The following is a 22,983-nucleotide window of genomic DNA, read 5'->3' on the forward strand; positions in this document are numbered from 1 at the left end:
ATGAACGGCAATCCCAGCGTCCAGGTCGTCGTGCTCAACTGGCGCACGCCAGAGATGTCCTTGCAGGCCGCCGAATCCGCCATGCGGGAACTGCAGGGGCTGGATGGCGGCGTGACCATCGTCGACAATGATTCCGGCGACGGCAGTTTCGAGGCCTTGCAGGCCGGCGTGGCCGCGCGCGGCTGGCCGGCCGACCGGGTCGCGGTGGTGCAGTCGGGCTGGAACGGCGGCTATGGCGCCGGCAACAACCACGGCATCCGCCAAGGCCTGCCGGATGGGCGGCGGCCGGACCTGGTCTATCTGCTGAACTCGGACGCCATCGCGCAGCCGGGCGCGATCCGGGCGCTGGTCGATTACCTGGGCGCGCATCCCGAAGCCGGCATCGCCTGCTCGCGCCTGCGCGGCACCGACGACGTGCCGCACAGCACCGCCTTTCGCTTTCCCTCGGCGGCGGCCGAGTTCGAATCGGAAAGCCGCACCGGCCCGATCTCGCGCCTGCTGCGGCGCAAGATCGTGGCGCTGCCGCAGCCCGAGACATCGGGTCGCGTGGACTGGTCGGCCGGGGCGTCGATGATGATCCGCATGGACGTGCTGGACCGAATCGGCCTCTTCGACGAGGGGTTCTTCCTTTATTACGAAGAAACCGACCTGTGCCGCCGCGCGGCGCTGGCGGGCTGGCAGACGCATTACGTGGTCGAAAGCCTGGTGCTGCATATCGGTTCGGTCAGCACCGGCATGAAGGAATGGAAGCGCGCGCCGGATTACTGGTACGACTCGCGGCGGCGCTATTTCGAGAAACACCATGGGCGGTCGGGCGCGCTTTGGGCCACGATCGCGCATCTGGGGGGCGCGGGGCTGTTTCGCCTGCGCTGCCTGTTGTCGGGGCGCAGGCCGGATGGGCCCAAGGGTCATCTGTCGCATCTGACGCGCCACGCGCTTCGTTCGCAGCCAAAGCCCGTGCATGTTGAAAAGGGTAAGCCATGACGCAGTTTTCCGCGATTCTGGTGGGTAACGAATCTCTGATGCGCCACGCGGCCGAGACGCTGCTGGCGCGCGGCCATCGCATCGTCGCGGTGGTGACGCGCAATCCCGACCTGCGCGACTGGGCGATGGGCGCCGGGCTGGCGGTCGAGGACCAGGACGCGCCGGTGCCGGTGGGTGCACCGGCGGCGGACTGGCTGTTCAGCGTCGCCAACCTGTCGATCCTGCGCCCCGAGATGCTGGCGCGCGGAACGCGGGGCGCGATCAATTTCCATGACGGCCCGCTGCCCCGGCTGGCGGGGCTGAACGCGCCGGTCTGGGCGATCATCGGGCAGGAGCCGCAGCACGGCATCACCTGGCACCTGATCGAAGGCGGCGTGGACGAGGGCGACATCCTGTCGCAGACCCTGTTCGACCTGCGGCCGGACGACACCGCCTTGACGCTGAACGCGCGCTGCTTTGCCCGCGGCGCCGAGAGTTTCGCCGATGTGGTGACCCAGCTGGAAGGGGCGGGGCCGCAGCGGGTGAAGCAGGATCTGTCGGCGCGCAGCTATGTCGGCCGCGACAAGCGGCCGGCGGCGGCGGGGATCATCGACTTTTCCCAGCCGGCCGGGCGGATCTGCGCGCTGGTGCGTGGCCTTGACCATGGCGGCTACTGGAACCCGTTGACCGAGGCCAAGGTCCGGCTGGAGGATGGCCGGGTGCTGGCAGTGGAGGCCTCGGCCGGGACCGAGCCGGCGACGGCCGCGCCGGGCACGGTGCTGGCCCATCACGGCGACGTGGCGACCATTGCCGCCGGCGATGCGGCCGTCCGGCTGATCTTTCGCGGTGCATTGCCGCCGGTTGGCGCGGTGATCCCGGCGCTGCCGGCGGATGAGGCGGCGCGGCTGACCGATCTGGCTGCGCAGGCGGCCCGGCATGACGGCTGGTGGCGCAAGCGGCTGGCGGCGATGAACCCCGCGGTGCTGCCGGGCGAGGGCTCGGACGCCCGCGCGCGGGTGGCGCTGCTGCCGGGCGCCGGGCCCGAGCGGATCGCGCTGGCCGCCGCGCTGCTGGCGCGGCTGGCGGGGCAGGCGGAATGCGACCTGGCGCTGCGGCCCGAGGGCCAGCCCGAGGCGGCGGGGATCGTCGCCGACTGGCAGCCGCTTTCGGTGGCGCCCGGCGGTGCGCATTCCCTGGCCGAGCTGGGGGCCGCGATCTCGGGCCAGATCGCCGATCAGGCGAAACGCGGTTTCTTCCTGGCCGACCTGCTGCACCGCGCGCCGGAATTGCGCGAGGTGGCGGTGCCGGACCTGGCGATCAGCCTCGACGCGCGCGGCCCGGTTGCGGGCGCGGCGCTGACCGTGACCCTGACCGAAGCCGGCGCCTGGCTGGACCATGATCCGGCCCGCGTCTCGGCCGCGCAGGCGCAAAGGCTGGCCCGGGTGCTGGATGCCGGGCTGGCGCTGCCCGCCACGACAGCGCTGCGCGACATTCCCCTGATGGATGCCGCCGAGCGCGAGGAACTGCTGGTCGCCCGCAACGCCACCCAGGCCGAGGTGCGGCTGGCCTGCATCCACCAGCTGATCGCCGAGAAGGCCGGCGAGAACCCGGATGCGCTGGCGCTGGCCTTCGAGGATCACAGCCTGACCCGCGGCCAGCTGGACCGCGCCGCCAATGCGCTGGCCGAGAAGCTGGTGGCGATGGGCGTCGGTCCCGACCAGCCGGTCGGGCTGTTCGCGAAACGCTCGCCCGAGCTGGTGATCGGCGCGCTGGCGATCTGGAAGGCCGGCGGCGCCTATGTGCCCCTGGACCCGGATTATCCCGCCGACCGGATCGAGCTTTACATCCAGGATTCGGGCGCCCGCGTGGTGCTGGTCCAGGACGGCATGGCCGACCGGCTGCCCGCGCATGGCGCGCAGGTCGTGACCATTCCGACCGACCTGCCGCATGGCATGGTCGCGGCGCCGGTCTCGGCCGTGGCGCCCCGGAACCTGGCCTATCTGATCTATACCTCCGGCTCGACCGGCCGGCCCAAGGGGGTGATGGTCGAGCATCGCAATGTCGCCAACTTCTTCGCCGGCATGGATGCGGTGATCCCGCATGCCGAGGGCGATGCCTGGCTGGCGGTGACCAGCCTGTCCTTCGACATTTCGGTGCTGGAGATTTTCTGGTCGCTGGCGCGGGGCCTGAAACTGGTGATCGCGGGCGAGGAATCGCGGCTGGCTGTGTCCAGCGCGCCGGCGTATCCGCGCGCCGAGGTGCAGGGCGGCATGGATTTCAGCCTGTTCTACTGGGGCAATGACGACGGGCCCGGGCCGCAGAAATACCGGCTGCTGCTGGAGGGCGCGCGCTTTGCCGACCAGAACGGCTTCGTCGCCGTCTATACGCCGGAACGGCATTTCCACGCCTTCGGCGGTCCCTATCCGAACCCGGCGGTTTCGGGCGCGGCGGTGGCGGCGGTGACGAAGAACATCTCGGTCCGCGCCGGCAGCTGCGTGCTGCCTTTGCATCACCCGGCCCGGGTGGCCGAGGAATGGGCGGTGATCGACAACCTGACCTCGGGACGGGCGGGGCTGGCCATCGCCTCGGGCTGGCAACCGGACGATTTCGTGCTGCGCCCGGAAAACGCGCCGCCGAACAACAAGACAGCGCTGATCCAGGGCGTCGACCAGCTGCGCCGGCTGTGGCGCGGCGAAAAGGTCGACTTTCCGCGCGCCGGCGGCGGCACGTTCGGCGTGGTGACGCAGCCGCGCCCGGTGCAGAAGGAACTGCCGCTGTGGATGACGGTCGCCGGCAACCCGGAAACCTGGGTCGAGGCCGGGCGGCTGGGCATGAACGTGCTGACCCACCTCTTGGGCCAGAGCATCGACACGGTCGCGGCGCGGATCAAGGATTATCACGCGGCGCTGCGTGAGGCCGGCCATGACCCGGCGCATTTCACCGTCACGCTGATGCTGCACACCTGCCTGGCCGAGGATCGCGAGACCGCGCGCGAGATCGCCCGCGAGCCGATGAAGAACTACCTGCGCAGCGCGGCGGCGCTGGTCAAGCAATATGCCTGGGATTTCCCGGCCTTCCGCAAGCCGGCGGGCATGACCAACCCGATGGCCATCGACCTGGGCACGCTCAGCGAGGACGAGCTGGACGGCATCCTGGAATTCGCCTTCCTGCGCTATTTCGAGGATTCGGGCCTGTTCGGGTCGATGGAGGATGCCATCGCCCGGATCGAGCAGCTGAAGACCATCGGCGTGGGCGAGGTGGCCTGCCTGATCGACTATGGCATCGCGCCGGACCAGGTCATGGCCGGTTTCCCGATGCTGGCCCGGCTGCGGGCGGCGGTCAATCCGGCCGATGTGGCGCTGGACCCGCGCGATTTCTCGATCGCGGCGCAGATCCGGCGCTGGAAGGTGACGCATCTGCAATGCACGCCCAGCATGGCGCGCATCCTGGTCTCGGACCCGCAGGTGGCGGCGGCCATGGCCGGGCTGAAATGCGTGATGGTCGGCGGCGAGGCGCTGCCGCCCTCGCTACTCTCGGAGATCAAGGCGGCCACGCGGGCGCGCGTCCTCAACATGTATGGCCCGACCGAGACCACGATCTGGTCCACGGTGGCCGACCTGACCGACGCCGCCGAGGTGAGCCTGGGCCGGCCCATCGCCAATACGCAGCTTTACGTGCTGGACGGCGATCAGGTGCCGGTGCCTCCGGGGGCGCAGGGCGAGCTGTGGATCGGCGGCCATGGCGTCGCGCGCGGCTATTGGCAGCGCGAGGACCTGACCGCGGGCGCGTTCCGGCCCGATCCCTTCGTGCCGGCCGGGCACGCCGCGCCTTGGGGCGCGCGCATGTATCGCACCGGCGACCTGGTGCGCTGGCGCGAGGATGGCGGGCTTGACTATATCGGCCGCGCCGATCACCAGATCAAGCTGCGCGGCTTCCGCATCGAACTGGGCGAGATCGAGGCGCGGCTGGCCGCCGAAGCCGGCGTGCGCGAGGCGGTGGCGCTGGTGCGCGAGGATGTTCCCGGCGACAAGCGGCTGGTCGGCTATGTCACCGGCGATGCCGGCCTGTCGGAAAAGGCGCTGCGCGAGGCGCTGCTGGCGCATCTGCCGGCCCATATGGTGCCCGGCCGCATCATCCGGCTGGAGAAGATGCCGCTGACGCCGAATCGCAAGATCGACCGCAAGCAGCTGCCGGTGCCGGGGGCGATTGTCGCGCCGATGGTGGCGCCGGGGGCGGCCATCGAGGCCACCCCCGCCGCGGCGGCTGCCGCCGCGGCTGCGGCGCCGAGCGAGGATCTGGCCGCCGCCGTGCAGGCGCTGTGGGCCGAGACCCTGGGGGTCGAGCAGATCGGGCCGCGCGACAATTTCTTCGCGCTGGGTGGGCATTCGCTGCTGGCGATCCAGCTGCATCGCACCATGCGCGACCGGCTGGCGCTGCCGCGGCTGGGGGTGACGGACATCTTCCGCTTCCCGGTGCTGGCCGATTTCGTCAAGCATGTCGCGGGCTTGGCGCCGGCGAACCAGAGCCCGGTGGCGCCGGTTTCTGCGGCCGCCGCCGCGCCGGTTGCCGTGCCCGAGCCGGCGGCCGCGGCCGGCGACGATGCCATGGCACGGCGCCGGGCGCTGCGGGCACAATTGCGCGGCGGGCATTGAGCGGCGCCGAGGCGCTGCGCAAGCTGGCGCTGGGCCTCATGCCCGCGGGCTATGCTTGCGCGGTGCTGCCGCTGACGCAGGAGCCCGCGCCGCTGCTGCCAGCCGAGGCCGGGGCCATGGCGCGCGCCGTGCCGAAACGCCGGCGCGAGTTCGCGCTGGGCCGCATGGCCTTGCGCGCGGCAATTCACGCGGCCGGGCACGAGCTGCCCGCCGCGCGGCCCATCGCCATGCGGCCGGACCGCCAGCCCGACCTGCCGCCGGGCATCCGCGCCAGCCTGTCGCATAGCGGCGATTACTGCATCGCGGTCGCGGCCCCCGCCGGGGCGCCGGGGCCGGGGGTCGACCTGGAGCCTTGCGACCGCGCGCCGCCCGAGGGGTTGGGCGAGATGGTGATGCCCTGGCGTGCCGCGGACGACCTGCCGCCGCTGCTGGCCTTTTGCGCCAAGGAGGCGATGTTCAAGGCGCAATACCCGCTGACCGGCCGCATGCTGGATTTCCGCGACGTGCCGCTGGTGCTGCGCGGCCCGCGGTTTCGCGGCTGCCTGGGCGACCGGCTGATCGGCGGGCGCTGGGGCCGGGCGGCCGGCTGCTGGCTGGCGATCAGCCTGTGGAACGGCTGAAGCACTCGGCCAGAAGCCGCGCCGATTCCGCGATGTCATGCCGGGCGCAGACCCGCGCCCGGGCCGCGGCGCCCATGGCGACAAGGCGCTCGGCCGGGGTCGCGGCGGCTTCCAGCATGGTGGCGGCCAGGGCCTCGGCATCGCCGGCGGGGACCAGCCAGCCCTCTTGCCCGGGCCGGACCAGTTCGGGGATGCCGGCGATATAGGTGGCGATGACGGGGCGGGCGCAGGCCATCGCCTCCATGATGACCACGGGCAGGCCCTCGGCAAAGCTGGGCGTGACCAGCGCATGGGCGGCATTCATCGCGGCGCGCACGCCGGCTTCGTCCTGCCAGCCCAGCAGGGTGACGGCCTGGCCCATGCCCTCGGCGGCGATCAGGCTTTCGATCTGGCCGCGCAATTCGCCATCGCCGACCAAAGACAGCCGCAGCGCCGGATCCTGGCGCCAGGCCAGGGCGAAGGCGCGGATCAGCAGGCCGAAACCCTTCTGCTCGGCAAAGCGGCCGACGGCGACCATGTGGAACGGGCCCGGGGGCAGGGGGGCCGGATCGGCCCAGCGCGCGAGGTCCAGCCCGCAATGCACCACCCGCAGCTTGGGCCAGTCGCCCGGGGCGGCCCAGCGATACATCTGCGAGCGGCCGTAACTGCTGACGGTGACGCAGAAATCCGCCAGCGCCAGCTTGCCGCCCAGGTCCAGCGGCAGGACATTGTCGAATTCCTCGGGGCCATGCACGGTGAAGCTGAAGGGCGGGCCGCCGAAGATCCGGGCGTAAGCGGCGACGCGGGCCGAATTGGTGCCGAAATGCGCGTGGATATGGCGCAGATCCAGCGCCCGGGCGCGGGCGGCGACATAGGCGCCCTCGGCCATGTAGATCATCTGCCGGGCCAGGCTGGATTCGCCGGCCTTCGCGCGCTGTCGCGCCAGGCGCAGTGCCGTGCGCAACTGGCCCGGCGCCTGCCGTGCCAAGCCCAGCAGCAGCCGCTTGCCGCCGGCATCCAGCACCCGCTCGGTCCGCTGATGTTCGGTCAGATCGGCCGGATCGCTCAGCGCCTGCGCGTCGCCGCGCATCGCCATGCGGTGGATGTCAAAGCCCCGCGCCTCGAGCGCGGCGATCTCGCGCCGGATGAAACTGTGCGAGGGACGGGGGTAGGTGTTGACCAGATAGCCGATTCGCAAGTGCCGTCCCTTCAAGAAAAAAATCCTATCGCCGCGGGAAACTTGCGGCATTTCGGCTGGATTATGCTGATTTTTAGTAAAGAATGAGCGGATATGCAGTAGTCAGCTTGCGCCAGACCAAAGTTTATCTGGCGATTCGGGTTTTATTTGGCACTATTGTGGCAGGAGAGCATGGAATTTTGTGGAGAAAACCCCTGATCGGGATTCTGACCATAGGCATCGCGGTGGCGCTGTTCAGCACGGGGGTCGGGGTCTGGGCTCTGGACCTGTCCTTCTGGGGCGGGCTGCTGCTGTATTCGGTCAGTGGAACCGCCGCCACGCTGTTCGTCGCATGGCGGCGCGCCAGATGTCTCGATCACCACGGCATGCAGCCCGGGCGGGGCTGATCCGTCTCAGTATCCGGTGCAGCGCAGAACCACGCCCACGGTCTTGGCGATGATGCCAAGATCGCCCGCCAGGCTGAGATCGGCCGCATAGCGCGCGTCGAAGGTGGCGCGGGCGGCGAAGGTGCTGTCGTTGCGATCCGAGATCTGCCACAGCCCGGTCACGCCCGGCCGCAGGTGATAGTAATCCGCGCCGGGGTAGAGCTGCGCCTGTTCCAGCATCATCGGCCGCGGGCCGACGACGCTCATGTCGCCGCGGAACACGTTCCACAGCTGCGGCAGCTCGTCCAGCGAGGTCTTGCGCAGGAAATGTCCGGTCTTGGTGATGCGCGGATCCTGCTTCAGCTTCTGGGTCGAATCCCACTCGGCCTTGGCTTCGGGGTTCGCGGCCAGATATTCGGCCAGGCGCAGGTCTGCGTCCTCGACCATGGTGCGCAGCTTCCACAGCCGGAAGCTGCGGCCCGAGCGGCCGACGCGCAGCTGCGTGTAAAAGGGCTTGTCGCCGTTCCACAGGATCACGACCGCCAGCAGGAGCACCAGCGGCAATACGATCGGCGCCGCCAGCAGCACCGAGGTGATGTCCAGCGGGCGCTTCAAAAAGCGTGCATAAAATGAACTGATCCCCGTGGGCTCTGCAATGGCCGCGCTGTTGGGGGAGGCTTGCAGCACCGAATCAATCGACTCGATATGGAAATCTGCACTGTGCCGCATGATAAACCCGTCCTAATCACTACAAGCGGCAGTATAGCCTTGCATTTTAATAAAACTAGAACGAAACAGCCGACTGACGAAAAGTATAGGTTTGTTTATTTTCAATGGCTTGCGGCAGATTTCCCGATGGTCCCGCGCGCCTTCCCTAGGGTTAACTTTCCTTAGCGTTTCATAAGGTTTTAAGCGCCTCACAACAGGAACGCGGATAAACTCTTTCATCGGCAACTTGGGGTTGAAAATGATGGTGCGTTCAATTCCTTCATGCCATATTCGGTTTGTCCAATATAGCAACCCTCGGTTGAATAATGCCTAGCTTGTTTCAATTTCTGCTCGAAGGGGTTTCGGCGCTTTACATCGGCCACAGCCTGGTCAGCCCGACGGTGCCGGGGATGATGCAGCAATTGCTGGGCCGGCCGGTCGAGATGCAGATCCTGAACGGTGCCCCGTTGCAGCTGCAATGGACCGAGTCGCGCCACGCCCAGGGTGTCGACGCGCGCGCCTGGTTGCCCAATCATCCCATCGACACGCTGGTCCTGACCGAACGGGTGCCGCTGGGGCCGGCGATGGAATATCACGACAGCGCCGGCTATGCCGCCCGCTGGCTGGACTTGGCGCGGCAGGGCAATCCCGAGGTGCAGCCCTGGCTCTACCAGACCTGGGACTATATCGAGCCCGGCGCGACCCGGCCCTGGCGCGACCGCATTCTGGCGGACCTGCCGAAATGGCAGCAGATCCTGGCCGAGGTCAATCGCGACCGACCGGCGGGCGCCCAACCGATGCGGCTGATCCCGGCCGGGCTGGGCATGGTGCGGCTGCATGACGCCATCGCGGCGGGGCAGGTGCCGGGCGCGCGCTCGATCCGCGACTTCTTTCGCGACGACATCCACCCGACCGAGGCGGGCGGCTTCTATTACGTCGCCATGATCCACTATGCCGCGCTGACCGGCAAAAGCCCGGTCGGGCTGACCAACCAGATTCCCGGCGGCGGCGGACCTTACCCCGAGGTGCCGCGGGCCCAGGCCGAGGTCTTGCAGCGCCTGGCCTGGGAGACGGTGCAGGCGTTTCGCGACTAGCGGCCGCGCGCCCAGCCCTGCCGGTTGCGGCCCAGCCGCACGGCCAGGGCGACGGCGGCATAGGCGGCGAAGCCCAGCGGATCGGCGGCCGCCAGCCGCAAAAGCTCTCCGCGACCCGGCCGGACATGGCCCTGGCGGGCGGGCAGGTCGGGAAAGCACCGGGCGATCTCGGCCACGCCCATGTCCTGGCGGCGCCGCACCCGGACCAGCGGCGAAAAGCCCTCGACCAGCGGCCATTGATAGGGCTCGTCGACCAGGAACCGCTCGGATTCCGCGAATTGCAGCCGGGCGAAGGTGTCGTCCGAGATGATCTGCGGGAACTCCCCCCAGCGCGCCCGGCCGGCCGCGTTCACCGCGAACAGCCCGGCGCCGGTGACGCCCTGGGCGACGAAGGGCAGCTTCTGCCAGAACCGCGCATAGGCGCGCGACACCGGGCTGCGCGCCGGTGCCACCACCAGCCGGCCGCCGGCATAGCGCGGCTCGGCCACGTCCAGGACGCGCATGATGCCCGACAGCAGCCGCGGCCCCATGTGGATGTCGGCGTCCAGATAGAGCCGCACCCCTGGCCCGGCGCAGGCGTCGCCATGGTTCAGCGCGCCGATCTTGCCGCCCTGGGCCAGTTCCTCGACCCGCAGCGACCAGCCGCGCGCGGCGCATTGCGGCGCTCGGGCGCGGGCGCGGGCGGCGGTGTCGTCGCTGCAGCCATTGGCCACGACCACGACGGCCACCGGGCCGGCATGGTCCTGGGCCAGCAGGTGGTCCAGGCAGGCGTCGATGTAATCCGCCTCGTCATGGGCGGGCAGGATGATGGTGCAGGGCGTCATCGGGCTCGTGTCAGGGTTGCTGCCGCCTTGATTCGGGGGCAGGGGCGGCCTTGGCGCCGGGTGCGGCGCGGCGGGGTCGATGCCGCGCTGCGGCATGGGCTGTCCAAAAGGTCAGGCTTAGCCGCGAAATGCGGCGCATTGTCGTGATCCGGCGTGTTTTCGGTTGTGGCCTTCATGGCGCGGACGCTACCATGCCGCTGCCATGAAAGTCACGGCAGGCGGCATAGCCAGGAGCGGCCGCGTTCCACCAGAGGCAGAGGGGCCACAGGTTTGAAGCCCGCGACAGGAAACAGCCCGGACAGGACGCCGGAAGACGAGGCTTTGTCCGACGCGCGCGGCAAGGTCTCGAGCCGGTTCGTCCGGCGCGAGGCGGCGCTGGCGGCCTCGGACGCGAAACATGCCCGCATCATCGCGCAGCGCTTTTCGCTGCTGCGCACCCGCATCCTGCAAGAGATGCGCAGCCGCGGCTGGAGCAAGCTCGCCGTGGTGCCGGTGACGCCGGGCGCCGGCGGCACCTATGTCGCGGTGCATCTGGCGCTGGCCCTGGCGCGCCAGCCGCACACCAAGGTGGCGCTGCTCGACCTGGACCTGGGCACGCCCAGCGTGGCGCGGGAACTGGGCGTGCCCGGTTGCGGCGCCCTGGCGCCGGTGCTGCGCGACAGCGGCGAACTCGACAAGCTGCTGTCGCGGGTGGACGAGGCGCCGAACCTCGCCGTGCTGGCCCCCGAACGCGCCGAGCCCGGCGCCGCCGAGCTGTTGCAGGACGAGACGCTGGTCCAGGCCATGCAGCGCCTGCACGACCGCCACCCGGCCGAGATGGTGATCCTGGACACCGCGCCGCTTCTGGGCGAGGACGCGGCGCTGGCCGCGCTGCCGCTGGCCGATGCGCTGCTGCTGGTCGCCGACGGCCGCAAGGGCACCGCCGCCCGTATGACCGAGGCCGAGCGGCTGCTGGTCGGCATGCCGCCCGTGATGGGCGTGGTGCTGAACAAATCCGAAGATTGATTTCATGAGTTTGCTTTAAGGGTTCAGGATTTTGGGACCGATTCAATCCTTGCAGGATCTGATCTCGATGGTCTGGCGGCGGTTGCCGCTGGTCATGACGATCATGGTGCTGGGCGTGCTGGTGTCGTTCTATCTGATCGTCTCCTCGCCCCGGGTTTACCAGGCTTCGGCGGTGATCCAGCTCGACATGCCGGCGGTGATGGACCAGGGCGCCGACAGCTCGCTGCCCGCCTCGCGCCGGGTGCAGCTGATCGAGCAGCGGCTGATGGCGCGCGCCAACCTGCGTGACGTCATCCAGCGGCTGGGGCTTTTCGCCGACACGCCCGGCCTCAGCGAGACGGAAAAGCTGGTGGCGCTGCGCAACTCGACCCGGATCGAGAGCATCACCGCGCCCGGCGTCTCGGTGGATTCCCGGCTGGCGCTGGCCGCCATCGTCATCACCTCGCAGGCCGAGACGGCGAACATGGCCGCGGCCATCGCCAATGACTTCGCCGACAGCGTCGTCAACCGCGACCGCGAGAACCGCAAGGCCCGCATCCTGGAATCGCAGGACTATCTGCGCGGCGAGGAGGCGCGGCTGAACGAGCAGCTTTCGGCGCAGGAGCGCAAGGTCGTCGAATACAGCGCCCGCAACGAGGACGCGCTGCCCAGCTCGCAGACCTTCCTGCAGACCGAACTCGCCCAGCTGAGCGAAATGGAAACCACGCTGAACAGCAGCATCATGGACCTGCAACGCGAGCGGCTGTCGCTCGAGGCGGGCGCCGGCGCCGATGCCCGGCCCTCGGCCTCGCTGGTGCAGCAGATCCGCTCGGCCGAGATCGAACTGGCGCAGGCCCGGCGCACGCTGGCCGCCGACCACCCCGAGATCAAGCGGCTCGAGGACAACCTGCAGCGGCTGAACAGCGGCGGCGGCTCGGGCGGCTCGGACGTGGTGCGCCGCCAGGCCGAGCTGATCGACGCGCAATTGCTGCAGTTGAACCAGCAGAAGGCCGGTTTCGAGACCCGCCGCATCGAGATCGATCGCGCCCGCGCCCGCGTGCCGCAGGTCACCCGCGAGCTCGAGGCGATGCAGCGCGAGCAGCGCCGCCTGCAGGACCGCTATAACGAGATCTCGCGCCAGCTGGCCCAGGTCGAGACCCAGCAGATGCTGATGGAAAACGACCAGACCGAACGCTTCGTGCTGCTGGAGCGCGCCCTGCCGCCGGAATATCCGGCGCTGTCGAACCGCAAGAAAAGCGCGGTGATGGGCGTCGGCGGCAGCTTCGCGCTGGCGATGATGGTGGCCTTCGTGCTGGAGCTGCTGAACCCGGTGCTGCGCCGCACCACGCAATTCGCCCGCGCCACCGGCACCCGGCCGGTGATCGCGCTGCCCTATCGGCTGTCGCCCGAAGACCTGCACGCCCGCCGGCTGCGGCAGGTCTATCTGGTCGTCCTTCTGGTCGTGGGCGCGCTGGTGGCGCTGTGGCTGCTGGGCAAGATCCCCGGCCTGCCCTCGCCGGGCGTCGTGCCGACGCCGACCGACGGGATGGGCTGATGAGCGACGCCACCACCTCCGAACCGGCGCGCAAGACGCTGGCCTCGCGCGCCCTGGGCAGCAGCGCCTGGTCGATGGCCAATTTCGGCCTGGGCCAGATCATGCGGCTGGGCTCGAACCTGATCCTGACCCGCATCCTCAGCCCGGACGATTTCGGGTTGATGGCGCTGGTCACCAGCTTCCTGATCGGGCTCAGCATGTTCAGCGACATGGGCTTCGGCCCGTCGATCATGCAAAGCAAACGCGGCGACGATCCGGATTTCCTGGACACGATCTGGACGCTGAAGATCGTGCGCGGCTTCCTGATCTTCGCCGCCGCCATGGCGATGGCCTGGCCGCTGTCGCTGTTCTACGACGCACCGCTGTTCGGCTGGGTGTTCCCGGTCGCGGCCACCTCGATGATCGTGGGCGGCTTCCTGCCCACCCGCATCGACAGCGCCGCCCGCCACCTGCAACTGGGCCGGCTGACGGTGATCGAGCTTGGCAACCAGCTGATCGGCATCCTGATCACCATCGCGGCGGCGCTGATCCTGAATTCGGTCTGGGCGCTGGTCTGGGGCAATGTGCTGGGCGCCTTCGCGCAGCTCTTGATGTTCCGCCTGTTCCTGCCCGGCCACCGCAACCGCTTCCGGCTGGAGCCCGAGGCCCGCGCCGAGGTGATGCATTTCGGCAAATGGATCTTCTTCAGCACCATCTGCGGCTTCCTGCTGTTCCAGGGTGACCGCATCATCCTGGGCCGGGTGCTGACGCTGCACCAGCTGGGCATCTACAACATCGGCCTGTTCCTGGCGACGGTGCCGATGATGCTGGGCAATTCCATCGCCAGCCGGCTGTTCATCCCGATGTATCGCCAGCACCCGCCGGCCGAGAGCCGCGAGAACGCCCGCATCCTGGCCCGCACCCGCGCCGGTCTGTCCGCGCTCTTGCTGGTCGCGGCGGTGGTGCTGGCCTGGGCCGGGCCGCCGCTGGTCGGACTGCTTTACGACCCGCGCTATGCGGCGGCGGGCGGCATCCTTGTGGCCATCGCCTGTATCCAGATGCTGCAGGTGATCCCGATCAGCTATGAATTCTCGGCGCTGGCCGCCGGGGATTCGCGCGGCTTCTTCGTGATGCAGTCGCTGCGGGCGGCGATCTATTTCACGCTGGTCGCGACCGGGGCCTGGTTCTACGGCCTGCCGGGGCTGCTGGTCGGGCAGGGCCTGTCGCAGATCCTGTGCTATCCGGTCACGGTCTGGCTGGCGCGCCGGCACGGCTGCTGGGATCCGCGCCATGACGCCGTCGCGGCGCTGGTCGCGCTGACGGCCATCGCGGCGGCGCTGACCGGGCACCAGCATACCATCGCGGCTGCCCTGCATCCCTAGGATCAGCTTCAAGCATTTTACCCCTTCCGGTCGCCGCGGCCCGGGCGCTATGGCATAGGCCACGCCACGAGGAGGACCGGATGAGCGACGACAACACCCCGCGCAAGTCCCGCATCACGCGGGAAGAGGCTCTGGCCTATCACCTGGAGCCCCGGCCGGGCAAATACGACATCGTGGCCTCGACCCCGATGGCGACCCAGCGCGACCTGTCGCTTGCCTATTCCCCCGGCGTCGCCGTGCCGGTCGAGGCCATCGCCGAACGGCCCGAGACCGCCTATGACTATACCGTCAAGGGCAACATGGTCGCGGTGATCTCGAACGGCACCGCGATTTTGGGGCTTGGCAACCTGGGCGCGCTGGCCTCGAAGCCGGTGATGGAGGGCAAGGCGGTGCTGTTCAAGCGCTTCGCCGACGTGAACGCCATCGACATCGAGCTGGACACCGAGGACCCGGATCAGATCATCAATGCCGTGCGGCTGATGGGTCCGACCTTCGGCGGCATCAACCTCGAGGACATCAAGGCGCCGGAATGCTTCATCATCGAGCAGCGCCTGAAGGAGCTGATGGACATCCCGGTGTTCCATGACGACCAGCACGGCACGGCGGTGATCTGCGCGGCGGGCCTGCTGAACGCGCTGGAGCTGTCGGGCAAGAAGATCGAGGATGTGCGCATCGTCCTGAACGGCGCCGGCGCGGCGGGCATCGCCTGCCTGGAACTGCTGAAATCCATGGGCGCGCGGCATGAGAACTGCATCATGTGCGACACCAAGGGCGTGATCTGGCAGGGCCGCACCGAGGGCATGAACCAGTGGAAATCGGCCCATGCCGTGGTGACCGAGGCCCGGACGCTGGAAGACGCGATGAAGGGCGCCGACGTGTTCCTGGGCGTTTCGGCCAAGGGGGCGGTGACGCAGGACATGGTGGCCTCGATGGCCGAGAACCCGGTCATCTTCGCCATGGCGAACCCCGACCCCGAGATCACCCCGGAAGAGGCGCATGCCGTGCGCCCCGACGCCATTGTCGCCACCGGGCGCTCGGACTATCCGAACCAGGTCAACAACGTCCTGGGCTTTCCCTATCTGTTCCGCGGCGCGCTGGACATCCACGCCCGCGCCATCAACGACGAGATGAAGATCGCCTGCGCCGAGGCCCTGGCGAAGCTCGCGCGCGAGGACGTGCCGGACGAGGTCGCCGTGGCCTATGGCCGCAAGCTGCAATTCGGCCGCGACTACATCATCCCGACGCCCTTCGACCCGCGGCTGATCCACGTCATTCCCCCGGCGGTGGCCAAGGCCGGCATGGACACCGGCGTCGCCCGCCGGCCGATCATCGACATGGAGGGCTATGTCCAGTCGCTGAAGGCGCGCATGGACCCGACCGCCGCCATCCTGCAGGGCATCCATGCCCGCGCCCGCCAGGCCCAGGCCCGGATGATCTTTGCCGAGGGCGACGACCCGCGCGTGCTGCGCGCCGCCGTCGCCTGGCAGCGCGGCGGCATGGGCCAGTCCATCGTCGTCGGGCGCGAGGCCGATGTGAAGGAAAAGCTGGACGCCGCCGGCCTGAGTGACGCCGCCCGCGAGATCACCGTGGTCAATGCCGGCAATTCGCGCCATCTCGACCAGTATCACGAGACGCTCTATGCCCGGCTGCAGCGCAAGGGCTATGACCGCGAGGATGCGGCCAAGCTCGCGAACCGCGACCGGCATGTCTTTGCCGCGCTGATGCTGGCGCATGGCCATGGCGACGGGCTGGTGACCGGCGCCACGCGCAAGAACGCGCATGTGCTGGCGCAGATCGGCATGGTCTATGACGTGACTCCGGCGGCGGGCGCGGTCGGCATCACCACGGTCCTGCACAACGGCCGCGTGATCCTGATCGGCGACACGCTGGTCCACGAATGGCCCGAGGCCGAGGATCTGGCCGATATCGCCACCCGCGGCGCCCATGTCGCACGCGGCCTGGGCATCGAGCCGCGCGTGGCGTTCCTGTCCTTCTCGAACTTCGGCTATCCGGTCAGCGAGCGCGCGGTGAAGATGGCCCATGCGACCGAGGTGCTGGACGCCCGCAAGGTCGATTTCGAATATGAGGGCGAGATGACCGTGGACGTGGCGCTGAACCCGTCGCAGGCGGCGAAATACCCGTTCTCGCGTCTGACTGGCCCCGCGAACGTGCTGGTGGTGCCGGCGCGGCACTCGGCCTCGATCTCGGTGAAGCTGTTGCAGGAAATGGCCGGCGCCACGGTGGTCGGCCCGATCCTGACCGGCGTGCCCGAGCCGATCCAGATCTGCTCGACCGGCTCGACCGTGAACGACATCCTGAACATGGCGGCCATCGCGGCCGGCCGGCTGGGCCAGGTGAAGTAACCAGCCCGGGCCGGCCCGCGCCTTCAGGCGAACAGGAAATCCTGCGCCGTCAGCAGGTGGTGGTCGATGTTCGCCAGCACGATCACCACATTGCCAAAGCTGATCCGCACATCGGCGCCCAGGTCGGTGATGCGCAGGTCGGCAAAGCGCTCGGCCCCGGATTCGATGACGATGCGGTCCTGGCCATCGACGAAGTCCAGGATCCGGTCGGTGCCGTCGCCTCTGGCGAAGACGAAGCTGTCGGCTCCCGGGCCGCCGTGCAGCGTGTCATTGCCCAGGCCGCCGCGCAGCCGGTCGGCGCCGGCCTGGCCGAACAGGCGGTCATGGCCGCCCATCCCGGCGATCCGGTCGTTTCCCGCACCGGAGGTCAGGGTATTGGCCAGCGCATTGCCGGTCAGGATGTCGTTGCCGGCGCCGGTCAGCACGTTCTCGATATTGCGGATGGTGTCGAGGCCGAAGCCCGTCGCCTGCGGCCCGCTCGCCCCCAAGTTTACCTGCACGGGTCCCGCGTCGGAAAACCGCAGCGTGTCGACTCCGGCGCCGCCGTCCAGCGTGTCACGGCCCTGGCCGCCCTCCAGCGTATCCGCCCCGGCTGCGCCGAACAGCAGGTTGCTGCCGCCGTTGCCGACGATCAGATTGGCCAGGCCGTTGCCGGTGCCGTTGGTCGCGCCATGGCCCAGCAGCACCAGGTTTTCTAGCCTGGCGCCCAGCGTCCAGCTGATCCAGCTTTGCACCTGGTCGGGCGGATTGGGGTCGCCAGGATAGCGGGGCACATAGCTTTCGCGGATCTGGTCCAGCGTGGAATCCACCACATAGACATCGCCGCCCGCGCCGCCCGCCATGGTGTCCCTGCCGCTGCCGCCATCCAGGCGGCTGCCCTGGTTGCCGCCGGTCAGCAGGTCGTTGCCGGCCCCGCCGCGCAGCACGTTCCCGGTGCCCTGCCAGGCGCGCAGCAGGTCGTCGCCCAGACCGCCGTCCAGCAGATTGGTCGCCGCGCCGCCCTCCAGCGTGTCGCGACCGGCGCCGCCGTAAAGCGCGTTCGGGTTCAGGAAGCTGCCGGTCAATATGTCATTGCCGGCCAGGCCGTTGATGACGATGGTCTCGCGATAGGGGAACGTGCTCTCGGCCCGCAGCCGGTCGTTGCCGGCGGTGCCGTTAATGAAGATCGTCATGAAATGCCTGTCGGAATGAATGTCTCATCCCGAACCTAGCGAAGGCATTCTGTGAAAACGAGCCTGTGATTGCGCCGGCTGCCGGTCATGCAGCGGGCAGGGCGGGCGCCACCGCAAGGCGCGCCCGCCGCCTGGTCTTAGAACTTGTAGGACGCCCGGACCTGCACCAGGTCCATGTCCAGGTCGTTGCCGTCCACGCCGGCGCTGTCCTGCAGCACGTCCTTGAAGGCGTTGCGGGTGTATTCCGCGCCGACGGTGAAGTGCTCGGCGACCTTGTAGTCGACGCCCAGGCCATAGGTCATGCCGGTGTCCGAGAATTCGTCGGTGTCGAGCTTGGCGGCGCCCAGCGTGACATAGGGCAGGAACTTGCCGGCGTCATAGCCGGCGCGCAGCCGCAGCCGGGTCATGTCGCCGTCGCTGTAGTTCTCGTCGGGCGAGACCTTGTTATAGTCCAGCTCGCCGCCCAGGACGAACTTGTTGAAGCCCCTCTGGTAGCCGGCATGCAGACCATAAGCGTCGAAATCGCCGAAGTCCGGCAGCGCGCCGCGGTCGCCCAGATCGCCCGAGCCCTTGCCGTATTGCAGACCGGCATAGAAGCCGTCCCAGTTGCCGACCGGGGCCGGCGCGATCATCTCGACCGGGGCAATAACGGGCTGCTCGACCACCGGGGCGACATAGCCCCCGGCATAGGCCCCGCCGGCGATCAGCGAGACAAGGGTTGCGTAACCAATTGCTTTCATTGTGAGTTCTCCATTTCTTGCGGGCCGGTCTGGCCCAGATCCCTCGGCCCCCATGCCTAGCACCACCCCCGCCGGATGGAAGCTTTTGCGGCGCCGCAGCACGGACAAGTGTCAGCCGGTGACCGGCGGCCCTTGGGTGTCGGCGGGAAATGCCGCAGGAAGAACGGCTTAGCCGCTCAAGCAGATTTGAGCGGACGTGAAGCGGGTAATTTTATTATTTTCAACACCTTGCCGGGCGTAACCGAATGTTTCTGAAAGCCTAGTCCTGTGGCTCGCCGAAACATTCGCCGCGCGCGGCCTGACGCTGGCGTTCACGGAACCGGGCGCGGTCGGCCTCGGAATATTCGCCGGCGCAGCGGTGGCAGCTGACGCCTTGCTCGTATTCCGGGCGGGCGCGATCCTCGGGCGCCAGCGGCCGGCGGCAGGCGTGGCAGAGGCCGTGGCGCCCCGGCCGCAAGCCGTGGATGATGCTGACGCGCTTGTCGAAGACGAAGCATTCGCCCTGCCACAGGCTTTCGGCCTCGGGCACGTCCTCGAGGTATTTCAGGATGCCGCCCTTCAGGTGAAAGACCTCCGGCACGCCTTCGCCCAGCAGGAAATTGGTCGATTTCTCGCAGCGGATACCGCCGGTGCAGAACATGGCGATCCGCTTGCCGGCAAAGCGGTCGCGGTTCTGGCGCCACCATTCCGGAAAGTCGCGAAAGCTGCGGGTGCCGGGATCGACGGCGCCGGCAAAGCTGCCGATCTCGACCTCGTAATCGTTGCGGGTGTCGATCACCGCCACGTCCGGGGCCTGGATCAGCGCGTTCCAGTCCGATGGTGCGACATAACGCCCGACGCCGGCGGTCGGGTCCACGTCGGGCTGACCCATGGTGACGATCTCGCGCTTCAGCCGCACCTTCATGCGGCCAAAGGGCATGGTCTCGGCCGGGCTTTCCTTCCATTCCAGGGTGGCGCAGCCGGGCAGGGCGCGGATATGGGCCAGCACGGCGTCGATCCCTGCGCGCGTGCCGGCGATGGTGCCGTTGATGCCCTCGGGCGCCAGCAGCAGCGTGCCCCTGACGCCATGCGTGCAGGCGCATTTCGCCAGCGGCGGCTTCAGCGCGGCCGGGTCGGGGAAGCGGGTGAAATGGTAAAGCGCGGCGACGGTCAGCATGGCTTGGCCTTAGCGCCGCGTGGGGCCCGGATCAAGTTGCGGCATTGACGCCCCCGGCCCACCCGCCTACGACTTTCGTCAAAGCAGGAGCAAAGCCATGCCCAAGGCCTTGATCGTCATCGACATGCAGCTGGATTTCTGCCCGGGCGGCCGGCTGGCCGTGGCGGGCGGGGATGAGATCGTGGCCGGGATCAACGACCTGATGGCGGATTACGACGCCGTGGTGCTGACCCAGGACTGGCACCCGCATGACCACGCCAGCTTTGCCGACAACCACCCCGGCGCGACCGCCTTTTCCGAGGTCGCGATGCCCTATGGCCCGCAGGTGCTGTGGCCGGCGCATTGCGTCATCGGCAGCCCGGGGGCGGGGTTCCATCCGGCGCTGGCCGTCGATTGCGCCGATCTGGTGATCCGCAAGGGATTCCGGCCGCAGATCGACAGCTATTCCGCCTTTTACGAGAACGATCACCGCACCGCGACCGGCCTGGCCGGCTATCTGCGCGAGCGCGACCTGACCGAGCTGGCCTTCGTCGGCCTGGCGCATGATTTCTGCGTTGCCTGGTCGGCCATGGACGCGGCGCGGCTGGGCTTTCGCGCCACGGTGATCGAGGAAGCCACCCGCGCCATCGACCTGGACGGCTCGCGCGAGGCAGCCCGCGAGAGGATGCGCCAGGCGGGAGTGACTTTGGCATGATGATACCGACGGTCGATATCGCGACCCGCGTCTATAACCACAAGTGGAAGATCGACCCGATCGTGCGGTCGCTGATCGATACCGACTTCTACAAGCTGTTGATGTGCCAGTCGGTTTTCCGCAATCGGCCCGACACGCATGTCGCCTTCAGCCTGATCAACCGCACCAGGTCCATCCGCCTGGCCGAGCTGATCGACGAGGGCGAGCTGCGCGAACAGCTTGACCATGTCCGCGGGCTGTCGCTGACGCGCGGCGAAAGCACCTGGCTGCGCGGCAATACCTTCTATGGCAAGCGCCAGATGTTCCGCCCGGACTTCATGGAGTTCCTGGAGAACCTGCGCCTGCCCGCCTATCAGCTGGAAAAGCGCGACGGCCAGTATGAGCTGACCTTCGAAGGCCGCTGGCCCGAGGTCATGCTGTGGGAGATCCCGGCGCTGGCCATCATCATGGAGCTGCGTTCGCGCGCGGTGCTGAAGGACATGGGGCGTTTTGAACTGCAGGTGCTCTATGCCCGCGCCATGGCGCGGCTGTGGGAAAAGATCGAGCAGCTGCGGGAGCTTGGTCCCGAGCTGCGCATCGCCGATTTCGGCACCCGGCGCCGGCACAGCTTCCTGTGGCAGGACTGGTGCGTGCAGGCGATGTATGAGGGGCTGGGGGATCAGCGCTTCATCGGCACCTCGAACTGCCTGATCGCCATGCGCCGCGACATCGAGGCCATCGGCACCAACGCCCACGAACTGCCCATGGTCTATGCCGCGCTGGCCGATACGGACGAGGCATTGCGCCAGGCCCCCTATCGCGTCCTCGCCGATTGGCAAGAAGAACATGACGGCATGCTGCGCATCATCCTGCCCGATACCTATGGCACCAAGGGTTTCCTGGAGCATGCGCCGGACTGGCTGGCGGGCTGGACCGGCATCCGCGTCGACAGCGGCGACCCGGCCGAGGGGGCCGAAACCGCGATCCGCTGGTGGCAGGAGCGGGGCGAGGATCCGCGCAACAAGCTGATCATCTTCTCGGACGGGCTGGACGTGGACAAGATCCGCGAATTGTTCCGGCGCTTCCGCGGCCGGGTGAAGGTCAGCTTCGGCTGGGGCACCTTGCTGACCAATGATTTCCGCGGGCTGGTGCCGGGCGACGGGCTGGCGCCGTTTTCGCTGGTCTGCAAGGCGGTGGCGGCGGATGGCCGGCCGACGGTGAAACTGTCGGACAACCCCGAGAAGGCCACCGGCCCGGCCGAGGAAATCGCCCGCTACAAGCGCGTGTTCGGCGTCGGCCAGCAGCAGCGCCAGGACGTGCTGGTCTGAACGCGGCGGGCACGGAAGGGAAAAGGCCCCGGCATGTGGTGGTCCGGGGCCTGGAGTTTCAGCGCGACCGCGCCGTTTGCAGCTCGCGTCCGTTTGCGGCATGGCGCTTCGCGAGCTGCCGCCCCTCGCGGCCAGAACCGAGACGGCGCGCAGGTTCATGCGCCCGGCCCTCGGCCAGCAGTTCGGGGAACAGCGCCAGAATTTCGGCCCGCGCCTCGGGCGGCACGGCCTTCAGCGCCTCGGGGCCGGTGAACAGCGACTCGGTCTGCGCGCCTTCCGAGCAGACGATCTCATGCCGGTCGAACAGCAGGTGGAAATAGCTTAGCGCCTCGGTGCTGTCGTCGATCTCGATGCCGTCGATCCCGGTCAGGTGCTTGGCGGCGACCAGAACCTCGGCCTCGCCCAGCACGCGCTCGGCGATCTTCGAGCTGACCAGGACCCGGTGCTGCTGCGAGACGTAAAGATCGCGCGCCGGCAGGTCGGCCCCCAGCGCGCCTGCGCGGATCCGCACCGGGCGCATGTTCGGGAACAGCTGCAGCAGCTCCGGCGTCACCTGTTTCGAGCCGATCCAGCGCAGCGGCTGCGGCCCGTGGTCGCGGGTCATCACCATGTCGCCGACGCGCAGATCCTCGACCGCGACATTGCCGCGCGCGGTCAGGATCAGCGTGCCGTTGCGGAAGCAGACGAATGTCGGGTCGGTCAGCCCATAGCGCGAGGTGTCGAGCCCGTTGAAATTGCTGTTGATGACCCGGGTCAGGGTGATCGACTGGATCGCCTTGCTGGTCACGCCCTGGATTTCGGCCTGCGAGGCGTTGCTGGGCGGCGGCACCAGCGCCAGCGTGCCATCGGTCGCCTGCAGGATACGCAGCGGGACGTTGCTGGCGGTCGTGCCGTCCATATAGGTGACGGTGCCGGAATAGATGATGCCCGAGTCGAGGTTGTAGCGCACGCCGTCATGCAGCACGTATTCGCCGCGCGGGCTGCCGTGCGGGCCGTCGAAGCCGATGGACCGGTTGCCGTTGCCGTCGTTCAGCGTGACCGGGGTAATGCTGCGGGCCAGCGGGTCATCCGCGCTGCCGAAGGTGGTGCCGACCAGTTCGCCGGCCCGTTCCGCGCCCAGATAGCGCTCGTTGCTGTCCAGGTCGCGATGCGTGCCCAGGGAAATGACGCGAATCGTCGTCGTTGTCGGCATAAGCAGACCCTCATCATTAACAGACCCTCCGACGGGGAGGGTCGATACCAGTGAAC

18 protein-coding genes are annotated in these 22,983 nt (G+C 68.6%); 11 read left to right on the forward strand and 7 right to left on the reverse strand.

The features are described from left to right. Genes E3D03_RS06090 through E3D03_RS06100 form a run of 3 tightly spaced genes read left to right on the forward strand, consistent with a single transcriptional unit; the run spans position 1 to position 6,235 of the window. On the forward strand, positions 1 to 984 hold the full coding sequence (locus tag E3D03_RS06090) for a glycosyltransferase family 2 protein (protein ID WP_263566218.1): 984 nt from the start codon (positions 1 to 3) through the stop codon (positions 982 to 984). Continuing rightward, the gene (locus E3D03_RS06095) at positions 981 to 5,615 is read left to right on the forward strand and encodes a MupA/Atu3671 family FMN-dependent luciferase-like monooxygenase (protein WP_263566219.1); all 4,635 of its coding nucleotides are present in this window, start codon (positions 981 to 983) and stop codon (positions 5,613 to 5,615) included. Before E3D03_RS06090 ends, E3D03_RS06095 begins: the two co-directional genes overlap by 4 nt. Further along, entirely contained in the window at positions 5,612 to 6,235 is a 624-nt protein-coding gene (locus tag E3D03_RS06100) for a 4'-phosphopantetheinyl transferase (RefSeq protein ID WP_263566220.1), read from the forward strand. Before E3D03_RS06095 ends, E3D03_RS06100 begins: the two co-directional genes overlap by 4 nt. Here E3D03_RS06100 and E3D03_RS06105 read toward each other — a convergent pair. Continuing rightward, positions 6,216 to 7,412: a glycosyltransferase gene (locus E3D03_RS06105; RefSeq protein WP_263566273.1), complete on the reverse strand. Its 1,197-nt coding sequence runs from the start codon at positions 7,410 to 7,412 to the stop codon at positions 6,216 to 6,218. The two genes, E3D03_RS06100 and E3D03_RS06105, sit on opposite strands and share 20 nt — an antisense overlap. 107 nt (positions 7,413 to 7,519) lie before the next feature. On the opposite strand from E3D03_RS06105, the gene E3D03_RS06110 reads away from it, so the two are divergent. After that, complete coding sequence (locus E3D03_RS06110) at positions 7,520 to 7,798, forward strand: hypothetical protein (RefSeq protein ID WP_263566221.1); 279 nt, start codon at positions 7,520 to 7,522, stop codon at positions 7,796 to 7,798. A gap of 6 nt (positions 7,799 to 7,804) precedes the next feature. On the opposite strand, the gene E3D03_RS06115 is transcribed toward E3D03_RS06110, so the two are convergent. After that, a complete protein-coding gene (locus tag E3D03_RS06115) occupies positions 7,805 to 8,506 on the reverse strand; it encodes a sugar transferase (RefSeq protein ID WP_062563409.1) in 702 nt (233 codons plus the stop codon). A gap of 305 nt (positions 8,507 to 8,811) precedes the next feature. On the opposite strand from E3D03_RS06115, the gene E3D03_RS06120 reads away from it, so the two are divergent. Next, positions 8,812 to 9,579 (forward strand): hypothetical protein, encoded by a 768-nt coding sequence (locus E3D03_RS06120; protein WP_263566222.1) that lies wholly within the window; start codon positions 8,812 to 8,814, stop codon positions 9,577 to 9,579. On the opposite strand, the gene E3D03_RS06125 is transcribed toward E3D03_RS06120, so the two are convergent. Continuing rightward, the gene (locus E3D03_RS06125; protein WP_263566223.1) at positions 9,576 to 10,403 is read right to left on the reverse strand and encodes a glycosyltransferase; all 828 of its coding nucleotides are present in this window, start codon (positions 10,401 to 10,403) and stop codon (positions 9,576 to 9,578) included. The genes E3D03_RS06120 and E3D03_RS06125 overlap by 4 nt on opposite strands. Positions 10,404 to 10,724: 321 nt before the next feature. Here E3D03_RS06125 and E3D03_RS06130 point away from each other — a divergent pair, with 321 nt between their 5' ends. The 4 genes from E3D03_RS06130 (at position 10,725) to E3D03_RS06145 (ending at position 16,666) form a co-directional block, all read left to right on the forward strand. Beyond that, entirely contained in the window at positions 10,725 to 11,408 is a 684-nt protein-coding gene (locus tag E3D03_RS06130; protein WP_263566224.1) for a chromosome partitioning protein, read from the forward strand. Between the two features lie 49 nt (positions 11,409 to 11,457). After that, positions 11,458 to 12,942: a GumC family protein gene (locus tag E3D03_RS06135; protein ID WP_263566225.1), complete on the forward strand. Its 1,485-nt coding sequence runs from the start codon at positions 11,458 to 11,460 to the stop codon at positions 12,940 to 12,942. Beyond that, entirely contained in the window at positions 12,942 to 14,303 is a 1,362-nt protein-coding gene (locus E3D03_RS06140; protein ID WP_263566226.1) for an oligosaccharide flippase family protein, read from the forward strand. Before E3D03_RS06135 ends, E3D03_RS06140 begins: the two co-directional genes overlap by 1 nt. An 80-nt stretch (positions 14,304 to 14,383) precedes the next feature. Next, positions 14,384 to 16,666, forward strand: a complete 2,283-nt coding sequence (locus tag E3D03_RS06145) for an NADP-dependent malic enzyme (protein ID WP_263566227.1) — start codon at positions 14,384 to 14,386, stop codon at positions 16,664 to 16,666. A 23-nt stretch (positions 16,667 to 16,689) separates the two neighbouring features. Here E3D03_RS06145 and E3D03_RS06150 read toward each other — a convergent pair whose 3' ends face one another. From E3D03_RS06150 to E3D03_RS06160, 3 genes are all read right to left on the reverse strand, one after another. Then, positions 16,690 to 17,838, reverse strand: coding sequence for a calcium-binding protein (locus E3D03_RS06150; protein WP_263566228.1), 1,149 nt, complete (start codon positions 17,836 to 17,838; stop codon positions 16,690 to 16,692). Between the two features lie 137 nt (positions 17,839 to 17,975). Beyond that, a complete protein-coding gene (locus E3D03_RS06155) occupies positions 17,976 to 18,578 on the reverse strand; it encodes an outer membrane protein (protein WP_263566229.1) in 603 nt (200 codons plus the stop codon). A gap of 259 nt (positions 18,579 to 18,837) precedes the next feature. Beyond that, positions 18,838 to 19,734 (reverse strand): rhodanese-related sulfurtransferase, encoded by an 897-nt coding sequence (locus E3D03_RS06160; RefSeq protein WP_263566230.1) that lies wholly within the window; start codon positions 19,732 to 19,734, stop codon positions 18,838 to 18,840. Between the two features lie 97 nt (positions 19,735 to 19,831). Between E3D03_RS06160 and pncA the strand changes: the two genes are divergently transcribed. Next, positions 19,832 to 20,428, forward strand: coding sequence for a bifunctional nicotinamidase/pyrazinamidase (pncA, locus tag E3D03_RS06165; protein WP_062563418.1), 597 nt, complete (start codon positions 19,832 to 19,834; stop codon positions 20,426 to 20,428). Next, complete coding sequence (pncB, locus tag E3D03_RS06170) at positions 20,425 to 21,735, forward strand: nicotinate phosphoribosyltransferase (protein WP_263566231.1); 1,311 nt, start codon at positions 20,425 to 20,427, stop codon at positions 21,733 to 21,735. The genes pncA and pncB overlap by 4 nt, the downstream gene beginning before the upstream one ends. Positions 21,736 to 21,793: 58 nt before the next feature. On the opposite strand, the gene E3D03_RS06175 is transcribed toward pncB, so the two are convergent. Beyond that, positions 21,794 to 22,927, reverse strand: coding sequence for a Hint domain-containing protein (locus tag E3D03_RS06175; RefSeq protein WP_263566232.1), 1,134 nt, complete (start codon positions 22,925 to 22,927; stop codon positions 21,794 to 21,796). Positions 22,928 to 22,983: the final 56 nt, after the last annotated feature.

The sequence above is a fragment of the Paracoccus sp. DMF genome (genome assembly GCF_004407025.1).
GTDB lineage: Bacteria > Pseudomonadota > Alphaproteobacteria > Rhodobacterales > Rhodobacteraceae > Paracoccus > Paracoccus aminovorans_B.

Bases quoted from the DNA above. Each gene is read 5' to 3' on its own strand.
- E3D03_RS06090 (WP_263566218.1), top strand. From the start codon at position 1: ATGAACGGCAATCCCAGCGTCCAGGTCGTCGTGCTCAACTGGCGCACG.
- E3D03_RS06095 (WP_263566219.1), top strand. From the start codon at position 981: ATGACGCAGTTTTCCGCGATTCTGGTGGGTAACGAATCTCTGATGCGC.
- E3D03_RS06115 (WP_062563409.1), bottom strand. From the start codon at position 8,506: ATGCGGCACAGTGCAGATTTCCATATCGAGTCGATTGATTCGGTGCTG.
- E3D03_RS06120 (WP_263566222.1), top strand. From the start codon at position 8,812: ATGCCTAGCTTGTTTCAATTTCTGCTCGAAGGGGTTTCGGCGCTTTAC.
- E3D03_RS06125 (WP_263566223.1), bottom strand. From the start codon at position 10,403: ATGACGCCCTGCACCATCATCCTGCCCGCCCATGACGAGGCGGATTAC.
- E3D03_RS06140 (WP_263566226.1), top strand. From the start codon at position 12,942: ATGAGCGACGCCACCACCTCCGAACCGGCGCGCAAGACGCTGGCCTCG.
- E3D03_RS06145 (WP_263566227.1), top strand. From the start codon at position 14,384: ATGAGCGACGACAACACCCCGCGCAAGTCCCGCATCACGCGGGAAGAG.
- E3D03_RS06150 (WP_263566228.1), bottom strand. From the start codon at position 17,838: ATGACGATCTTCATTAACGGCACCGCCGGCAACGACCGGCTGCGGGCC.
- E3D03_RS06155 (WP_263566229.1), bottom strand. From the start codon at position 18,578: ATGAAAGCAATTGGTTACGCAACCCTTGTCTCGCTGATCGCCGGCGGG.
- E3D03_RS06160 (WP_263566230.1), bottom strand. From the start codon at position 19,734: ATGCTGACCGTCGCCGCGCTTTACCATTTCACCCGCTTCCCCGACCCG.
- pncA (WP_062563418.1), top strand. From the start codon at position 19,832: ATGCCCAAGGCCTTGATCGTCATCGACATGCAGCTGGATTTCTGCCCG.
- pncB (WP_263566231.1), top strand. From the start codon at position 20,425: ATGATGATACCGACGGTCGATATCGCGACCCGCGTCTATAACCACAAG.
- E3D03_RS06175 (WP_263566232.1), bottom strand. From the start codon at position 22,927: ATGCCGACAACGACGACGATTCGCGTCATTTCCCTGGGCACGCATCGC.